At 65.5% G+C, this 15,459-nt stretch carries 14 protein-coding genes; 8 read left to right on the forward strand and 6 right to left on the reverse strand.

Annotation, left to right across the window (positions count from 1 at the left end; genetic code table 11):
- The first annotated feature begins 12 nt into the window (after positions 1-12).
- Genes A5658_RS00870 through A5658_RS00880 form a run of 3 tightly spaced genes read left to right on the forward strand, consistent with a single transcriptional unit; the run spans position 13 to position 3,351 of the window.
- On the forward strand, positions 13-933 hold the full coding sequence (locus A5658_RS00870; RefSeq protein ID WP_067329764.1) for a reductase: 921 nt from the start codon (positions 13-15) through the stop codon (positions 931-933).
- Positions 930-2,429 carry an NAD(P)/FAD-dependent oxidoreductase gene (locus A5658_RS00875; RefSeq protein ID WP_067329767.1) on the forward strand — a complete coding sequence of 500 codons (1,500 nt, stop codon included), beginning with the start codon at positions 930-932 and terminating at the stop codon, positions 2,427-2,429. The genes A5658_RS00870 and A5658_RS00875 overlap by 4 nt, the downstream gene beginning before the upstream one ends.
- Positions 2,430-2,433: 4 nt before the next feature.
- Complete coding sequence (locus A5658_RS00880; protein ID WP_067329771.1) at positions 2,434-3,351, forward strand: MerR family transcriptional regulator; 918 nt, start codon at positions 2,434-2,436, stop codon at positions 3,349-3,351.
- Here the strand turns inward: A5658_RS00880 and A5658_RS00885 are convergent.
- The 3 genes from A5658_RS00885 to A5658_RS00895 form a co-directional block, all read right to left on the reverse strand.
- On the reverse strand, positions 3,348-4,709 hold the full coding sequence (locus tag A5658_RS00885; RefSeq protein ID WP_067329775.1) for a salicylate synthase: 1,362 nt from the start codon (positions 4,707-4,709) through the stop codon (positions 3,348-3,350). The two genes, A5658_RS00880 and A5658_RS00885, sit on opposite strands and share 4 nt — an antisense overlap.
- Before the next feature lie 93 nt (positions 4,710-4,802).
- Positions 4,803-4,994: a ferredoxin gene (locus tag A5658_RS00890; RefSeq protein ID WP_067329778.1), complete on the reverse strand. Its 192-nt coding sequence runs from the start codon at positions 4,992-4,994 to the stop codon at positions 4,803-4,805.
- Entirely contained in the window at positions 4,991-6,163 is a 1,173-nt protein-coding gene (locus tag A5658_RS00895) for a cytochrome P450 (RefSeq protein WP_067329781.1), read from the reverse strand. Before A5658_RS00895 ends, A5658_RS00890 begins: the two co-directional genes overlap by 4 nt.
- Positions 6,164-6,298: 135 nt before the next feature.
- Between A5658_RS00895 and A5658_RS00900 the strand changes: the two genes are divergently transcribed.
- On the forward strand, positions 6,299-7,765 hold the full coding sequence (locus A5658_RS00900; RefSeq protein WP_067329784.1) for an HNH endonuclease signature motif containing protein: 1,467 nt from the start codon (positions 6,299-6,301) through the stop codon (positions 7,763-7,765).
- A gap of 7 nt (positions 7,766-7,772) precedes the next feature.
- On the opposite strand, the gene A5658_RS00905 is transcribed toward A5658_RS00900, so the two are convergent.
- Positions 7,773-9,089, reverse strand: coding sequence for an adenylate/guanylate cyclase domain-containing protein (locus A5658_RS00905; RefSeq protein WP_067329788.1), 1,317 nt, complete (start codon positions 9,087-9,089; stop codon positions 7,773-7,775).
- A 54-nt stretch (positions 9,090-9,143) separates the two neighbouring features.
- Entirely contained in the window at positions 9,144-10,316 is a 1,173-nt protein-coding gene (gene hemW, locus A5658_RS00910) for a radical SAM family heme chaperone HemW (protein WP_067329791.1), read from the reverse strand.
- 349 nt (positions 10,317-10,665) lie between these two features.
- On the opposite strand from hemW, the gene A5658_RS00915 reads away from it, so the two are divergent.
- The 4 genes from A5658_RS00915 (at position 10,666) to A5658_RS00930 (ending at position 14,411) form a co-directional block, all read left to right on the forward strand.
- Positions 10,666-12,327 carry a nitrite/sulfite reductase gene (locus tag A5658_RS00915; RefSeq protein ID WP_067329792.1) on the forward strand — a complete coding sequence of 554 codons (1,662 nt, stop codon included), beginning with the start codon at positions 10,666-10,668 and terminating at the stop codon, positions 12,325-12,327.
- Complete coding sequence (locus A5658_RS00920) at positions 12,324-13,055, forward strand: phosphoadenylyl-sulfate reductase (RefSeq protein WP_067329795.1); 732 nt, start codon at positions 12,324-12,326, stop codon at positions 13,053-13,055. The genes A5658_RS00915 and A5658_RS00920 overlap by 4 nt, the downstream gene beginning before the upstream one ends.
- Complete coding sequence (locus tag A5658_RS00925) at positions 13,052-13,750, forward strand: sirohydrochlorin chelatase (RefSeq protein WP_197503003.1); 699 nt, start codon at positions 13,052-13,054, stop codon at positions 13,748-13,750. Before A5658_RS00920 ends, A5658_RS00925 begins: the two co-directional genes overlap by 4 nt.
- A gap of 61 nt (positions 13,751-13,811) precedes the next feature.
- Positions 13,812-14,411 (forward strand): DUF4190 domain-containing protein, encoded by a 600-nt coding sequence (locus A5658_RS00930; RefSeq protein WP_067329801.1) that lies wholly within the window; start codon positions 13,812-13,814, stop codon positions 14,409-14,411.
- Here A5658_RS00930 and A5658_RS00935 read toward each other — a convergent pair.
- A complete protein-coding gene (locus A5658_RS00935) occupies positions 14,392-15,447 on the reverse strand; it encodes a sulfate/molybdate ABC transporter ATP-binding protein (RefSeq protein WP_067330008.1) in 1,056 nt (351 codons plus the stop codon). The two genes, A5658_RS00930 and A5658_RS00935, sit on opposite strands and share 20 nt — an antisense overlap.
- Between the last annotated feature and the right edge of the window lie 12 nt (positions 15,448-15,459).

Below are 15,459 nucleotides of genomic sequence, written 5' to 3' on the forward strand. Positions count from 1 at the left end.
GGAGGATCGGCGATGGCTATCGATATGGAAGCGATGCTGGCCAAGATCAAAGACCGGCAGTGGGCGCTGGCCGACATCGATTGGGACGCACCGGGTGCCGAGATGATCACCGACGAACAACGGCCGCAGCTCAAGGCGTTCATGGCCGACCTGTGCTGGATCGAGAACATCGGTGCCAGGGGCTTCGCGGCGCTGGCCAAGAAGGCACCCACCCCGACCATCGGTGAGATCTACCGCTACTTCCACGCCGAGGAACAACGACACGCCAACGCCGAACTCGCGCTGATGAAGCGCTGGGGCATGCTCGAGGACGACGAGGTTCCCGAGCCCAACGTGAATATCCGGCTGGCCATCGACTGGCTGGACCGGTGGGCCGACGACATGCCCTTGTCGCTGCTCGGCACCGTCATCCCGATGCTCGAAGTCGCGCTCGACGGCGCACTGTTGAAGTTCCTCCTCGACGAGGTGCACGACCCGGTGTGTCATCAGGTGTTCGAGAAGATCAACAACGACGAATCACGGCATCTGGTGGTCGATTTCGAAGTGCTCGACCTGATCGGGCATGCGAGAATCCGGCGGCTGCTGATCGACTTCGTCGGTCACAATGCCACCCCGGGGCTGATCATCGGCGCCGTCATGGGTGCACCGTTGATCAACCGGATCCGCAACGAGATCACCGACATGGGCATGGAGCCCGAACGGCTCTACAAGGCCGTCAAGCGGTTCAAAGAGCTCGGCGACCGCGGCCAACACACCAGGCGGGTACCCACTTATCGATTCCTGCGCCGATACGCCGGGGTGGTCACCAACCCGCGCCACCCCTACCATCTGCTGGCCAACTCGATGGTGTGGCTGTCCGATCGGTATCCGCGCCCGCTGCTGCCGTCGGTGCCGACCTGGGTCCGCGAAGTCACTCACGAGCCGGCGGCGTGACCATGGCGAAGGCACACACCTACGCGACGCTCATTGTGGGAGCCGGCTTCAGCGGTCTGGGCGCGGCGATCAAGCTCGCCCAGGCCGGCGTCGACGACGTCGTCATTCTGGAGCGCAGCGACCGAGTCGGCGGAACGTGGCGCGACACCAGCTATCCCGGTGCCAGTTGCGACATTCCATCGCTGCTGTACTCGTTCTCGTTCGTCAAGAACCCGACCTGGTCACGGACCTACTCGCCCGCCGACGAGATCCGCGACCACATCGAAGAGATGGCCGATCGATTCGACATCCGTCGCCACATCCAGTTCGGGCAGGAGGTCACCGGGCTGTCTTTCGACGAGGACGCCGGGGTGTGGACGGCAACCACAGCCACCCGCAAGCGTTTTCGGGCCCGCACGGTGATTCTGGCGTCCGGCCCACTACCGGATTCCAGCTTCCCCGACATCCGCGGCATCGAGACCTACCAGGGCCACACGATTCACAGCGCCCACTGGGACTCCGATTACGACTTCGCCGGCAAGCGGGTCGGGGTCATCGGCACCGGTGCCAGTGCGATCCAGATCATCCCAGAACTGGTCAAGCAGGCCGACTTCGTCAAGGTGTTCCAGCGCACCCCGGGCTGGGTGTTGCCCCGCTTCGACTTTCCAACGCCGCCCGCCGTACAGACGGTATTCGCTAAAGCGCCTGCGGCGCAACAGCTTGCGCGCCAGGCGCTCTACTGGGGGCACGAGGCAAGCGCGACGGCATTGGTGTGGAACACACCGTTGACGTCGCTGGTCGCCCGGCTGGGCAAGATGCACCTGCGCCGGCAGGTGAAAGACCCGTGGCTGCGCCGCCAGCTGACACCGGACTTCACGCCCGGCTGCAAGCGGATGTTGGTATCCAGCGATTACTACCCCGCCCTGCAGCGCGACAACTGCAAGCTGATCGACTGGCCGATCGCGACGCTCAGCCCGGTCGGTCTGCGCACCAGCGACGGCATCGAACACCACCTGGACTGCCTGGTGTTCGCCACGGGCTACGACGTACACCTCACCGGCCCACCGTTCCCGGTCACCGGTCTGGGCGGGCGTTCGCTGAGCGCCGAATGGGCCGATGGCGCACAGGCTTACAAGAGCGCCAGCGCGCACGGTTACCCGAACTTGTTCTTCATGACCGGCCCGAACTCCGGGCCCGGCCACAACTCGCTGCTGGTCTACATCGAAGGCCAACTCGACTACGCCGTCCGTGGCATCACCACCATCCTCGACAGCGACCTGCGCTACCTCGACGTTCGCCAGGACGTGCAGCGCCGCTACAACGAACGCATTCAACGGCGACTGACCAAGACGACCTGGATGTCGGGCTGCAGCAGTTGGTATTTGACCAAGGACGGACGCAACGTCTCGATGTACCCGGGATTCGCCACCCAGTATCTTCGACAGATGCGCGACTTCCAGTACGCCGACTACGACGCTGTCGAGCACGCAGCGATGCGCGTGAGCTCATCTGCCTGACCCGATGGCGCCCGACCGACCGCCCCGCTCCGAAACCGGCACCATCGCCGGAATTTTGGCGAACCTCCGGCGCGCCCCCAAGCGCGTCCGACGCCAGTCACGGGAGGTCATCGAAAACGCCGTCTCACAGTTGTTCGACGCCGCGGTGCGCTATCCCCATGGCCTGCCGGGCTCCGGGGAATACCGCATCGAGGATTTGGCCCGACTGGCCGGCACCACCACCCGCAACATCCGGGTGTACCGCGACCGTGGGCTCTTGCCGCCGCCGATGCGGGTCGGACGCATCGCGCTGTTCAACGACACCCATCTGACCCGGCTACGACTGATCACCTCGATGCTCGACCGCGGCTACAACATCGCGCACGTCCGGGAGATGCTGAGCGCGTGGGAAGAAGGCAAGGACCTCGGCGATGTGCTCGGCCTGGAAAGCGCCATCGTGGGCACATGGACGAGTGAGAAGCCGCAGACCATGCCGCTGGCGGACGCACAGCGACTCGTCAACGACGTCAAGGCTTTTGACCGCTTGGTGCGGCTGCAGGTGATCCACGTCGACGACGAAGGACAGGCCACCATCACCCGGCCGAAGCTGATCGAGGCGTTCAACGAGATCCGCGGGTACGGCCTGCCCCTGGACAAGATGATCGACCTGCACGAGAACATCGTCCCGCTCATCGACCAGATCAGCGAGATGTTGGTGCGCACCGGCGCCGAGCACGTCCGCGATTCCATCAAACCCCGCGAGGCCCTGCCCGCCGACACCGAAATCGCCGAGCTGATCACCATGTTGGTCAGATTCCGAACTCAGGCGGTGGCCTCGGTGACGGCCACCTTGGCGTCCTCGATCGAAACCACGATCGAGTCGCTGGTCAGCCAGATCCTGGCCGAATACCTGGAGCGTTCGCCCGAGACAGGCGTCGGCTAGAGCGTCGAGTCGCGCGCAACCAGATGCGGCGCCAGCGTCGCCAGCTTCTCGCAGGTCTCCTCGAATTCCCGGTCGGGATCGGAGGCGGCGATGATGCCCGCGCCGGCGCGCAGCCAGGTCCGCCCGTCACGCTCGTACACCGTCCGCAGGGTCAGCGCCGCGTCGAGCGCCCCGTCGGCCGAAAACCGCACCACCGCACCGGAATAGAGCTCACGGGGGCTTTCGTCGAGACGCAGGATGGCGTCCACACCGGCGGCCTTGGGGATGCCCGAGGCGGTGACCGCGGGAAACAGCGTCTCGAGAGCATCCATCCGGTCTTTCGACGCGTCGAGTCGGCCGGTGACGGTCGAGCCGAGATGCTGCACACTGCCGCGTTCGCGCACGGTCATGAAATCCACCACCGCCGAGCTACCGGCCTGGGCGACTTCGTCGATCTCCTGCAGCGAGCTACGCACCGACATCGCGTGCTCCACGATTTCTTTGGTGTTGGACTCCAAGTCTTCTCGGGCCTCGCGGTCACGTTCGACGCCGCGGCCCAGTGCACGGGTACCGGCCAGCGGCTCGGTCACCACCACGCCGTCGTCGCGCACGGCGGCCACCAACTCCGGGCTGTAGCCCAGTGCGCGGAATCCACCGAGGTGCAACAGAAACGAGCGGGCCGGGGTGTTGTTCTGGCGCCCCACCCGGTATGTGGCCGGAAAGTCCAGCGCGAACGGCACATCGACGCAACGCGAAAGAATCACCTTGTGGTAGCTGCCGGCAGCGATCTCGTCGATGGCGGCGGCGACCCGGACGCGGTAGTCGGAGCTGTCGGCGGAGACGTCGACCGCCGCCGGTGTCGGCAACGGAGGCATCCCCACGCGCAGCAGTCGGCTCAGCACCTCGACGTGGCGGGCGTCGGCGTCGAACAACGCCACCGCTTCGTCGCTCACGACGATGCGGGTGCGCGGCCAGAACACCCGCGCCAACGGTGTCTGCGGTGCCAGGCGGTCCTGCAGACCGAACCGGTATGCGCCGAATTCGAACGCGATCCAGCCGAAGGCCTCGTCGGTCTCCAGCAGGAGTCGGTCGACGGCCTCGCCGAGCACCGGCCCCGGTCGGCCAGACCAGGTCTGCCGCTGGATCACGCCGTCCTGGATGATGCGCAGTTCTTCGCTGTCCAGCTCGATCATCGCCAATGCGCCGATGGCCAGGACCCATTCCCCGTCGTGCTCGTAGAGCAGATATTGCTCGTGGTCGGCCTCGGCGATGGTGGCCGCGAGCTCGGCAGCCAGGTCCGCGGGGGCGATGTCGACCGGTAACGGAAATGACGTAGACGCAGCGTCTGCCTGGCTCGTTTCGACACCGACTTGGGTCACGCTTAGTAAATTTAGCCTAACCTATGAAGCGCTGGGGAAGTCCGGTCGTTGTGACGCTGACCACCGCCGGCCGGGCGGACGCCGGCGGCACCGTCACGACAGCGTGATCGCGCGCTCCGGGCAATTTCGTTCCGCGTCGCGGCCCTCGGTCTCCAGGTCACCCGAGACTTCTTCGGCGATCACGATCGCATGCCCGACGTCGTCGGCGTCGAAGACTTTCGGCGCCAGGGCGTAACAGCGCCCATGACCGACGCAGCGATCCGCGTCCACTTCCACGCGTGTCACGGGGCGGAGACCGGGAATGTCAGTGGGAGCGACTCCACCGACCGCAAGGCTGCGGTGTAAACCAATTCGGTACCGGGCTTGATGGCGTAATCGGGTATGCGGCGGTGGAATTCGCGCAATGCCACTCGCAGCTCCATCCGTGCCAGATGGGAGCCGAGGCAGCGGTGCGGACCGCCGCCGAAAGCGCGGTGCCGGTTCGGGTTGCGACCGAAGTCGACGACGTCGGGATCGGGAAATTCGGCCGGATCGGTGTTCGCCGCGCCGAGCAACGGACTGACCCGATCCCCCTTGCTGATCGGACAGCCGCTGACCTCTACGTCTTCCGTTGCCACCCGTACGACGCCGGGAACTGGTGTCTCCCAACGCAATAACTCCTCAATGGCGCTGGGGAGAATGTCAGGCTGCTTGACGAGCTGATGGCGATGCTCGGGGTGGCGGGCCAGATAAACGAAGAAGCAATCCAGCGAGTCGGTGACCGTGTCCAGACCGGCGATCAGGAAGAGGAAACAGATGTCGAGGATTTCCTCGCGCGTCAGCGGTTCTCCCTCGATCCGTGCCGCAATGAGCGAGGACATCACGTCGTCGCGGGGGTTGGCGATGTGATCGTCGATCGCGCGCTCGAAATAGTCGTAGATCTGCTGGGCCGCGGGCGCGGTAGCGTCCCGGCGCTCGTAACCGGAGGCATTCTCCGGGCGGATCACGCCGTCCTTCCACTGCAGGAACTGGTCCAGATCCTCCAACGGCAGGCCGAGGAGTTGCAGGAACACTGTGCACGGGAGCGGCACCGCGAACTCCTCGTGGAAATCGCATTCGCCGCGGCCCGCGAAGCGGTCAATCATCTCGTTGACCAGCTCGGTGACGCGGGGTTCGCGTCGGGCCATCTCCCGGGGAGTGAACAGCGGGTCGAGGATGCGGCGGTACTTGGCGTGGTCGGGTGGGTCGATCTGCAAGGGGATCAGCGGGCGGATGTTGCCCAGATCGACGGCGTCCATGCTCGACGAGAACAACTCGGTGTGCTTGAGTGTCATCTCAATGTCGGCCAATCGGCTGAGCACCACCGCCTGCGGCGACCGGAACACCGGGTTCGACTCCCGCAAGGCCTTGTACATCGGCTGCGGCTCGGCGACGCCGGCCATCGTCTGATCGACATACGCTTCGGCTTCTGTCATCCGGTCAGCGTGACACCAAATGCGGTTCGACGGACGCGATCCGCACTATTGCTGTGCGCCAGCTCAGCACGTTGCGGACCAGGCGGAACGCCGCGCTGGCCCGACTTGTCGTAGCTCCCACGTACTATCGAATATATGTTCGATTCATGTTCATCGGCGGCGGTTGTGCCGACGTTCGTCGGTGTGGACGACGCCGGCGTGGTGGACGCCATCACCGACGCGGCTCGCCAGCAGAACGCGACATGCGGGTTGGAATTGGCGGCAGTCGGCGAGCTGTATGCACGCCGCGCACCCGAGGATGATATCGATCGTGCGAACTGGGCCATCGACGGTCATGAGAACGTCGTGGCCGAAGTAGCCGCGGCCTTGGGTATCAGCCGAGGCCGCGCACGAGGCCGGCTGCACTATGCGATCGCCTTGCGTGAGCGGCTGCCCCGTGTCGCCGAAGTTTTTGCGCGCGGGCTCATGGACTTTCGGATGATGGCCGCGGTCGTATCTCGGACCGAACTGGTTGAGGATCCGGTGTTGATCGCCAAGGTGGATGCCGCCATCGCCAGGCACGCGCCAAAGTGGATGCGGCTATCCGGGCCAAGGCTTTTCGAGCGCATCGATATGTGGATCATGCGATTCGATCCCGCCGGTAAGCGAGTACCGAAGGAACGCACTGAGAATCGCTACGTCGAAATCGCTGCCACGGATGGGGGTTTGGCCGGAGTCTGGGCGCAACTGCACGCTGCCGACGGAGTGGCTTTGGATCAGAAGCTGCACTCGATTGCCGACACGGTCTGCGCCGCAGATCCGCGAACCAAGCAGCAACGCCGCGCGGACGCCCTGGCCGCGTTGGTCGCCGGGCTGACGGAGATGCGTTGTCAATGCGGTTCGCCACGCTGCTCGGCAGCTCAACGGCGTCCCGCCACCGACGTGGTGATTCACGTCTTGGCCGAGCAAGCGACGATCGACGGTGACTCACAGTCGCCCGGATATCTGCAATCGTTCGGGCCGTTGGACTCACACACGGTGCGCAACATGGCGACAACCGCGAAGATCAAGCCGCTGGTGATGCCGTCGTCCGACCCTGAGCCACGTTATCGGCCGTCGGCGGCGTTGGCGGAGTTTGTCCGGTGCCGGGACTTGACGTGCCGCTTCCCCGGCTGCGACAAGCCGGCCGAAGTGTGCGATATCGACCACACCGTGCCATTTCCGATGGGCCCAACACATGCATCGAATCTGAAATTGCTGTGTCGTTACCACCATTTGCTGAAGACGTTCTACACGCGGTGCGGCGGCTGGGCGGATCATCAGCTACCTGATGGCACCGTTGAGTGGGCCGCCCCGACCGGACACACCTACGCGACGACCCCGGGCGGCAGCATCTTCTTTCCGCAGTTGGCTACGTCTACCGGAGCGCTAATGGTCGCTCAGCGTGATGAATCGTCCAGCAGCGCCCGGGGATTGATGATGCCGACCCGCCGCCGGACCCGCGCCGCCGAGCGCGCCGCCCGCATCACCGCCGAACGACGCATCAACGATACCAGGATCGCCGAAGAACACCGACAACGCCAAGAATGGCTCGCCGCCACCTACGAGCCACCACCGTTCTGATTGCAGGTCAACGGTTTACCGCGAACAGCCGCCATTCGCCGGGCACACCCTTGAGCTGGTGGGTGCCGCGCTCCTCGAACTCAAGCCCTGACCCGATCACCAGATCGCGCAGCGTGCTGGACACCAACACGTCATTCACCCCGGCCAGGGCGCTCACCCGCGCCCCGATATGCACGGCGATCCCACCGATGTCCTCGCCGCGCAGTTCGCACTCGCCGGTGTGCAACCCCGCGCGCACCTCGATACCGAGCGATTGCACCGCGTCGCGAATTGCCATGGCACAGCGGATCCCTCGCTGCGGTCCGTCGAACATCGCCAGGAACCCATCACCCGAGGTGTTCACTTCGCGACCGCGAAACCGCGCGAGCTGCGAGCGGACGATGGCGTCGTGTGCGTCAAGCAGCGCATGCCAGTCACGGTCGCCCATCTCCGCCGCGCGGCGCGTCGAATCCACGATGTCGGTGAACAACACCGTGGCGAGAACACGGTCATCGGCCACGTCGGCCTGGTGACCGGTGAGAAATTCGGCGATCTCCCGGAAGGACTGGCGCCAAGGTTCGACGAAGTGGAGGATGTTGCGCCCCGGAAGCTCAACGTATTTCGCGCCCGGTATGCGATCAGCGACGTCCTTGCCCCACTCGGGTGGGATCAGCGGGTCGTCGGTGTGATGGAGGACGAGTGTCGGGACGCGGACGGTGGGAAGCAACACACGCACGTCCATTTCGGCCACCAGAGGCAGCATGCGAGCAAAGGTTCCTGGACTCGCCGCCAGGCGTTCGTGTTGCGCCCAGGCTGCCCGGATCTCCTCGTTCCACGGCATGTCCGGATTCATCGCATGCTGCATTTCCCCTGTGCCCCACGCGGCGACCGTGGCAGCAGTGATCTGCTCTGGTGTGGGTCCCTCGGTGCGCTCAGCCCTCGGATCCGCGTAGCCCTCCAGCACGACCAGCCCGGCTGTGCGCGACGGATGTGTTGCCGCGAAAAGCCCCCCCGTCGCGAGCGCGCCGGTGCTTGCGAGGAGGACCGCTTCGCTACTCCCGAGATCGTTCAACACGGCGGTGATGCTGTCGGCCCATTGCTCCAAGGTTGGCAGCGCGCCCGACGTGACGGGATCGGACGCTCCGGTGCCTGGTTGGTCGAAGAAGATCAGCCGACCGAGCGATGTCATCGCCTCGACCCAGCCTCGAAGAGACGGCTGCTCAGGAAAGACCTCACAGTTGCTGAACCGCGCCGGGACGAACACGATGTCGCGCTCACCCGGAGGCGACGCCCGATAGGCGACGCGCAAGTCCCCGTTCATCGCATAGCGCGTCTCCGAGAACATTGCGGAAGTCTAGGCCGAGGGAGGATTCCGTTATCGCTTTGCCGCAACACACCGCTAACCCAGCAGGCTGCGCACCACACCGTCGGCGAGCAACCGCCCTCGATCGGTGAGCACCAGGCCATCGCCTTCGCGCACGAGTAGACCGTCCTCGATGGCCGTGTCGGCGCGTCCGCGCTCGGCCTCGTCCAGCAGTTCGACCGAAAGACCCTGGCGCAGCCGGATTCTCAGCAGCACGTCCTCGGTGTGCCGGCTGGCAGCGTCGAGCTGTTCGAAGCCGGCCACCGGCAAGGTCGCGTCGCCGAGAAGTTGTGCATAAGCATTGGGGTGCTTGACATTCCACCAGCGAGTCGTGCCGACGAAGCTGTGCGCGCCGGGGCCCGCGCCCCACCACTGGCCCCCGTTCCAATAGCCGAGATTGTGTCGGCATTCCCCACCCGCGCGACTCCAATTGGACACCTCGTACCACTCGAACCCTGCCGTCGACAACCGCTCGTCGACCAACTCATAACGATGGGCGAGCACGTCGTCGTCCGGGGCGGCCAATTCGCCGCTGCGGACTCGTCGCGCCATCGCGGTCCCCTCCTCGACGACCAGTGCGTAGGCGGAGACATGGTCGACGCCGGTATCGATCGCGGTGTCGACCGAGCGGAGCAGATCGTCGTCGGTCTCCCCCGGTGTGCCGTAGATCAGGTCGAGGCTGACGTGCTCGAATCCCTCGGCGAGCGCCTCGCGGGCCGCCGCCGCGGACCGGTTCGGCGTGTGGATCCGGTCGAGAACACCCAATACGTGCGGCGCCACCGACTGCATGCCCAACGACACCCTGGTGCAGCCGGCCGCGCGAGCGGCGGCGAAAAAGTCCGGCCACGCCGACTCGGGGTTGGCCTCGGTGGTCACCTCGGCGTCGACGGCCAACTCGAAATTGTCCCGCACCGAGTTCAGCACCTGGGTCAGGCGCTGCGGACCCAGCAGTGACGGCGTCCCGCCGCCGATGAAGACGGTCTGGGCGGTCGGTCCGCCCATCCTGGCGGCGGCCAGTTCGAGCTCTGCCGCCAGCACTTCCAACCACGCGTCCGGGTTGACGCCACCCAATTCCGCTGGCGTGTAGGTGTTGAAGTCGCAGTAACCGCAGCGGGTGAAGCAGAACGGCACGTGGATATAGAGGCCGAACGGCCCGTCGGGGCTGAACTGCAGGTCAGGAAGCCCGACTGGCGAGGTGGATGCCGTCACGTCTTCCTAATATCCCCGAGTGCGGGCGCAACCTCCACCGCTGGCCTCCCCCGCGGCCGCCGCCGGCCGTTCTGCTCACGGTGAGCGAAATTCGCACCTGGTAGCTATGGTCGGCGACTTCCGTGGCACAATGGTCGGGTGACCGTCGCCCACTACAGCCAGAACCGCATTGCGCTGGTGGCGCGCCGTCACGTCGACTTCAAGCGTGTATGCAGCTGTCGCTGTCTGGCTTGATTTCGTAGACCCGACCACCTGAGTTACAGCTGGCTCCCGGATCTGCGCCGCCGGGACCAGCCACCGGTGGTTTGCGCGGTCCACGCCGGCTACTCCACCAAAGGAGATGTGCCGCATGACGTCCCCCCGCCCGACCAAGAGCCAGGGTCAGTGGGCGCTTGGTGAGCGCGAGCCGCTCAACCCCAACGAGCAGTTCAAGAAGGACGACGACGCGCTCAACGTGCGCGATCGGATCATCAACCAGTATTCGAAGACCGGTTTCGACAGCATCGAAAAGAACGACCTGCGCGGCCGGATGCGGTGGGCGGGCCTGTACACGCAGCGTGAGCAGGGGTACGACGGCAGCTTCACCGGCGACGAGAACGCCGATCTGCTCGAGGCCAAGTACTTCATGATGCGGGTCCGTTGCGACGGCGGCGCGATCTCGACCCACGCCCTGCGCACCCTCGGCGAGATCTCGATCGAGTACGCCCGCGACACCGCGGACATCTCCGACCGGGAAAACGTGCAGTACCACTGGATCCAGATCGAGGATGTTCCGGCGATCTGGGAGCGGCTGGCCGAAGTCGGGCTGCAGACCACCGAGGCTTGCGGCGACTGCCCCCGTGTGGTGCTGGGCTCTCCGCTGGCCGGTCGGTCGCTGGACGAGGTGCTCGATCCCACGCCGGCGCTCGAGGAGATCGTGCGCCGCTACATCGGCAGCCCGGACTTCTCGAACCTGCCGCGCAAGTACAAGACCGCGATCTCGGGTCTGCAGGACGTCGCGCACGAGGTCAACGACATCTCGTTCATCGGCGTCAACCACCCCGAGCACGGCCCAGGTCTGGACCTGTGGGTCGGCGGTGGCCTGTCGACGAATCCGATGTTGGCGCAACGGGTCGGCGCGTGGGTGCCGCTGGATGAGGTCCCCGATGTCTGGGAGGCAGTTACGTCGCTGTTCCGTGACTACGGTTACCGGCGACTGCGGTCGAAGGCGCGGCTGAAGTTCCTCGTCAAGGATTGGGGCATCGAGAAGTTCCGCGAGGTGCTCGAAACCGAGTACCTCAAGCGCAAACTCATCGACGGCCCGGCACCCGAGCCGCTGACCCGACCGATCGACCACGTCGGGGTGCAGAAGACCAAGAACGGGCTCAACGCCGTCGGCGTCGCACCGATTGCGGGCCGGGTGTCCGGCACGATCCTGGCCGCGGTCGCCGACCTGGCCGAGCAGGCGGGCTCGCAGACGGTCAGCTTCACGCCGTACCAGAAGCTGATCATCCTGGACGTCGCCGACGACAAGGTCGACGCATTGGTCGCCGGCCTCGAAGCACTGGGCCTGCAATCGCGGCCGTCGCAGTGGCGTCGAAACCTGATGGCGTGCACCGGAATCGAGTACTGCAAGTTGTCGTTCGCCGAAACCCGGGTGCGTTCGCAGTCGCTGGTGCCCGAACTGGAACAGCGTCTCGAGGACCTCAACGCGCAGCTCGATGTGCCGGTCACGGTGAACCTGAACGGATGCCCCAACTCGTGCGCCCGAATCCAGGTGGCCGACATCGGGTTCAAGGGCCAGATGGTCGACGACGGGCACGGGAATTCGGTCGAGGGGTTCCAGGTTCACCTTGGAGGCAGCCTGGGACTCGACAGTGGGTTCGGGCGCAAACTACGTCAGCACAAGGTGACCAGCGACGAGCTCGGCGACTATATCGACCGCGTGGTGCGCAACTTTGTGAAGCAACGAGACGGTGACGAGCGTTTCGCGAACTGGGCGATGCGTGCCGAGGAGGCAGATCTGCGATGAGCAACCAGACGGAAGCGGAATTGCGGGAGCTGGCCGAAAAGGGCGCCGCGGAGTTGGACGGCGCCGGCGCGGACGAGCTGTTGCGCTGGACCGACGAGAACTTCGGCGGTGTCGGCGGGCCCCGGTCCACGGCGACCTGCAACTACGTGGTGGCTTCGAACATGCAGGACGCCGTGCTGGTCGATATGGCGGCCAAGGTTCGCCCGGGTGTGCCAGTCCTGTTCTTGGACACGGGATATCACTTCGTCGAGACCATCGGTACCCGTGACGCTGTCGAGGCGGTCTACGACGTCCGGGTGCTCAACGTCACGCCCGAACATAGTGTCGCCGAGCAGGACGAGTTGCTCGGTAAGGATTTGTTCGCCCGTGAGCCGGGCGAGTGCTGCCGCCTCCGCAAGGTCGCCCCGCTGTCCAAGGCGCTGCGCGGATACTCCGCATGGGTGACCGGTCTGCGACGGGTCGAGGCACCGACGCGTGCCAACGCGCCGTTGATCAGCTTCGACGAGGCGTTCGGCCTGGTGAAGATCAACCCGCTAGCCGCGTGGTCGGACGACGACATGCAGAACTACATCGACGAGAACGACGTTCTGGTCAATCCGCTTGTCTACGAAGGCTATCCGTCGATCGGTTGTGCGCCCTGCACCGCCAAGCCGGTCGAGGGCGCCGACCCGCGCAGCGGACGGTGGCAGGGTCTGTCGAAGACTGAATGCGGGCTGCACGCGTCGTGACGACACTTGTGCTGACGGCCCACGGCAGCGCAGATCCACGATCGGCCGCCAATGCGCGGGCGGTGGCCAATCAGATTCGTTTCATGCGGCCGGGCCTGCGGCTGCGTGTCGCGTTCTGCGACCTGAACACGCCGCGGCTGCCTGACGTCCTGACGCCGGACGCAGTCGTCACACCATTCCTGCTCGCCGACGCTTACCACGCTCGTATCGACATCCCGCACCAAATCGACAGCTGCGGCATGACCGTGCGGCAAGCCGAGGTGCTCGGCGAGGACGACCGGCTGGTGTGCGTCTTGCGTGAGCGGCTTGACGAACTGGGAGTCGACGCGCGTGACCCCGACTTGGGTGTCGCCGTCGTCGCGATCGGTTCGACACATGCGGCCGCGAACGCCAGGACCGCGACGGTGGCGGACAAGCTGGGCGCGGGCACCCAATGGCGCGGCACCACAACGGCATTCGCGACCGGAAATGGTCCGTCACCGGCCGAGGCCGCCGACTCGTTGCGCCGCAACGGCGCCCGCCGCGTGGTGATTGCGCCGTGGTTCCTCGCGCCCGGCAAGCTGACCGATCGCGTCGCGGCTTTCGCCGCCGCCGAAGGTCTTCCGATGGCCGCGCCACTCGGTGGCCATCGCCTGGTCGCCCAGACGGTGCTGGACCGCTTCGACGCGGCGATTGCCCTACGCGCCGCGGCCTAGCCAGAATTAGGTTGCGATTTCGTTGATGGAGTCTTAACAGCAGGCTACGGTAGCCATCACCATGACATCACCAGCAGCACCGGACGCCGATCCGACGGACACTGATCGCCCCGTCAACCGATGGGCGGTCGCGACATTTCTGCTCGGGGTGGTGAGCCTCGTCCCGTTCAGCGTGATCACCGGGATCGTCACGTTCGTCAAGACCCGGGGCACCAAGGAGGCCGGACGCGGGTTGGCGGTCGCCGGGCTGGTCATCTCCGCCCTATGGGTGGCGATCTGGGCCTACATCGAGTGGCCCAAGGACGGGCTGATCACCGGCCCGATCCAGTCCGACAGAGTCGGCACCTGTTTTCAGGAAACCATCAACTCGCCGGTCAGCTGCGACAAGCCACACTCCGACGAACTGTTCGCGATGCTGAAGCTTTCACGCTTCCCCGACAGCGACCACGAACAGCGGCAGATCGAGAATCGCTGCAAGGCAGAACTTTCCAAGTATTCGGCAACCGCAGTCCGCGACCCGGGCATCCAGGTGGACGCGTGGTCACCGGGCACCGAGTGGAAGCAACTCGACAGGCACGCCGCAGGGTGCGTTGCCCACACCGGGTCCGAGCGGGTCGGCTCGATCAAGCTCGGACCAGCCTTCAGCTGGAACTCACCCTAATCTCGTCGACGTCGACATCGTTGTGCGGCAACGCCTCTTCGGGGAGGGTTGGCACCCGGGTGGGCCGCACGTAGACGGTGTCGCCCTCCTTCAGCCCGAGCGCTTCGGCGTCACCACGGGTGATCTGAGCGGTGAACGGGCCGCCGGTGGCCGCGTTGGTCAGTTCGACCCGCACCTCGAAGCCCAGCATGACCACCCGGTCGATGGTCGCCCGGACTACGGCGGTGGATGCGGCGCCATCGTCGACGGCGAGCTTCATATCGGGACTTCGGCCGACCCTAATGTCGTGTGGGCGAACCAGAATGCCGTTCAGCGACGAGACCGCGCCCAAGAACGACATCACGAACGCGTTGGCCGGGCTGTCGTACACCGCGTTCGGCGAACCGATCTGCTCGATGCGACCGTCATTGAGCACCGCGATCCGATCGGCCACATCCAGCGCTTCGGCCTGATCGTGGGTGACGAGAACGGTCGTGACGTGCACGTCGTCGTGCAAGCGACGCAGCCACGCGCGCAGGTCGTCGCGGACCTTCGCGTCCAGCGCACCGAACGGTTCGTCGAGCAGCAGCACCTGCGGGTCGACGGCCAGCGCCCGCGCCAGCGCCATCCGCTGGCGCTGACCGCCGGACAGCTGGCTGGGATAGCGAGTCTGAAATCCGCTGAGGCCCACCACCTCGAGCAGATGGTCGACCTTCTCGGCGATCTCCGCCTTCGGTCGCTTGCGGATCTTCAACCCGAAGGCCACGTTGTCGCGAACGGTCAAGTGCTTGAACGCCGCGTAATGCTGGAACACGAAACCGATTCCACGCCGTTGCGGCGCAACGGTAGTGACGTCGCGCCCGTTGATGACAATCTGCCCGGAGTCGGGTTGATCGAGCCCGGCGATGGCCCGCAACAGTGTCGACTTGCCCGACCCGCTGGGTCCGAGCAACGCGGTCAGCGAGCCTGCCGGTACGTCGAAATCGACGTTGTCGAGCGCGACGAAGTCGCCGTAGCGTTTGTTGGCGCCGCGCACGGTGATTGCGTTGTCGGTCATCTGCGCCACTCC

Source organism: Mycobacterium sp. 1245111.1, from assembly GCF_001673405.1.
In the GTDB taxonomy this organism is placed as follows: domain Bacteria; phylum Actinomycetota; class Actinomycetes; order Mycobacteriales; family Mycobacteriaceae; genus Mycobacterium.

Excerpts from the sequence above, each read along its gene's own strand:
- A5658_RS00870 (WP_067329764.1), top strand. The coding sequence starts at position 13 with ATGGCTATCGATATGGAAGCGATGCTGGCCAAGATCAAAGACCGGCAG.
- A5658_RS00880 (WP_067329771.1), top strand. The coding sequence starts at position 2,434 with ATGGCGCCCGACCGACCGCCCCGCTCCGAAACCGGCACCATCGCCGGA.
- A5658_RS00895 (WP_067329781.1), bottom strand. The coding sequence starts at position 6,163 with ATGACAGAAGCCGAAGCGTATGTCGATCAGACGATGGCCGGCGTCGCC.
- A5658_RS00900 (WP_067329784.1), top strand. The coding sequence starts at position 6,299 with ATGTTCGATTCATGTTCATCGGCGGCGGTTGTGCCGACGTTCGTCGGT.
- A5658_RS00905 (WP_067329788.1), bottom strand. The coding sequence starts at position 9,089 with ATGTTCTCGGAGACGCGCTATGCGATGAACGGGGACTTGCGCGTCGCC.
- A5658_RS00915 (WP_067329792.1), top strand. The coding sequence starts at position 10,666 with ATGACGTCCCCCCGCCCGACCAAGAGCCAGGGTCAGTGGGCGCTTGGT.
- A5658_RS00920 (WP_067329795.1), top strand. The coding sequence starts at position 12,324 with ATGAGCAACCAGACGGAAGCGGAATTGCGGGAGCTGGCCGAAAAGGGC.
- A5658_RS00930 (WP_067329801.1), top strand. The coding sequence starts at position 13,812 with ATGACATCACCAGCAGCACCGGACGCCGATCCGACGGACACTGATCGC.
- A5658_RS00935 (WP_067330008.1), bottom strand. The coding sequence starts at position 15,447 with ATGACCGACAACGCAATCACCGTGCGCGGCGCCAACAAACGCTACGGC.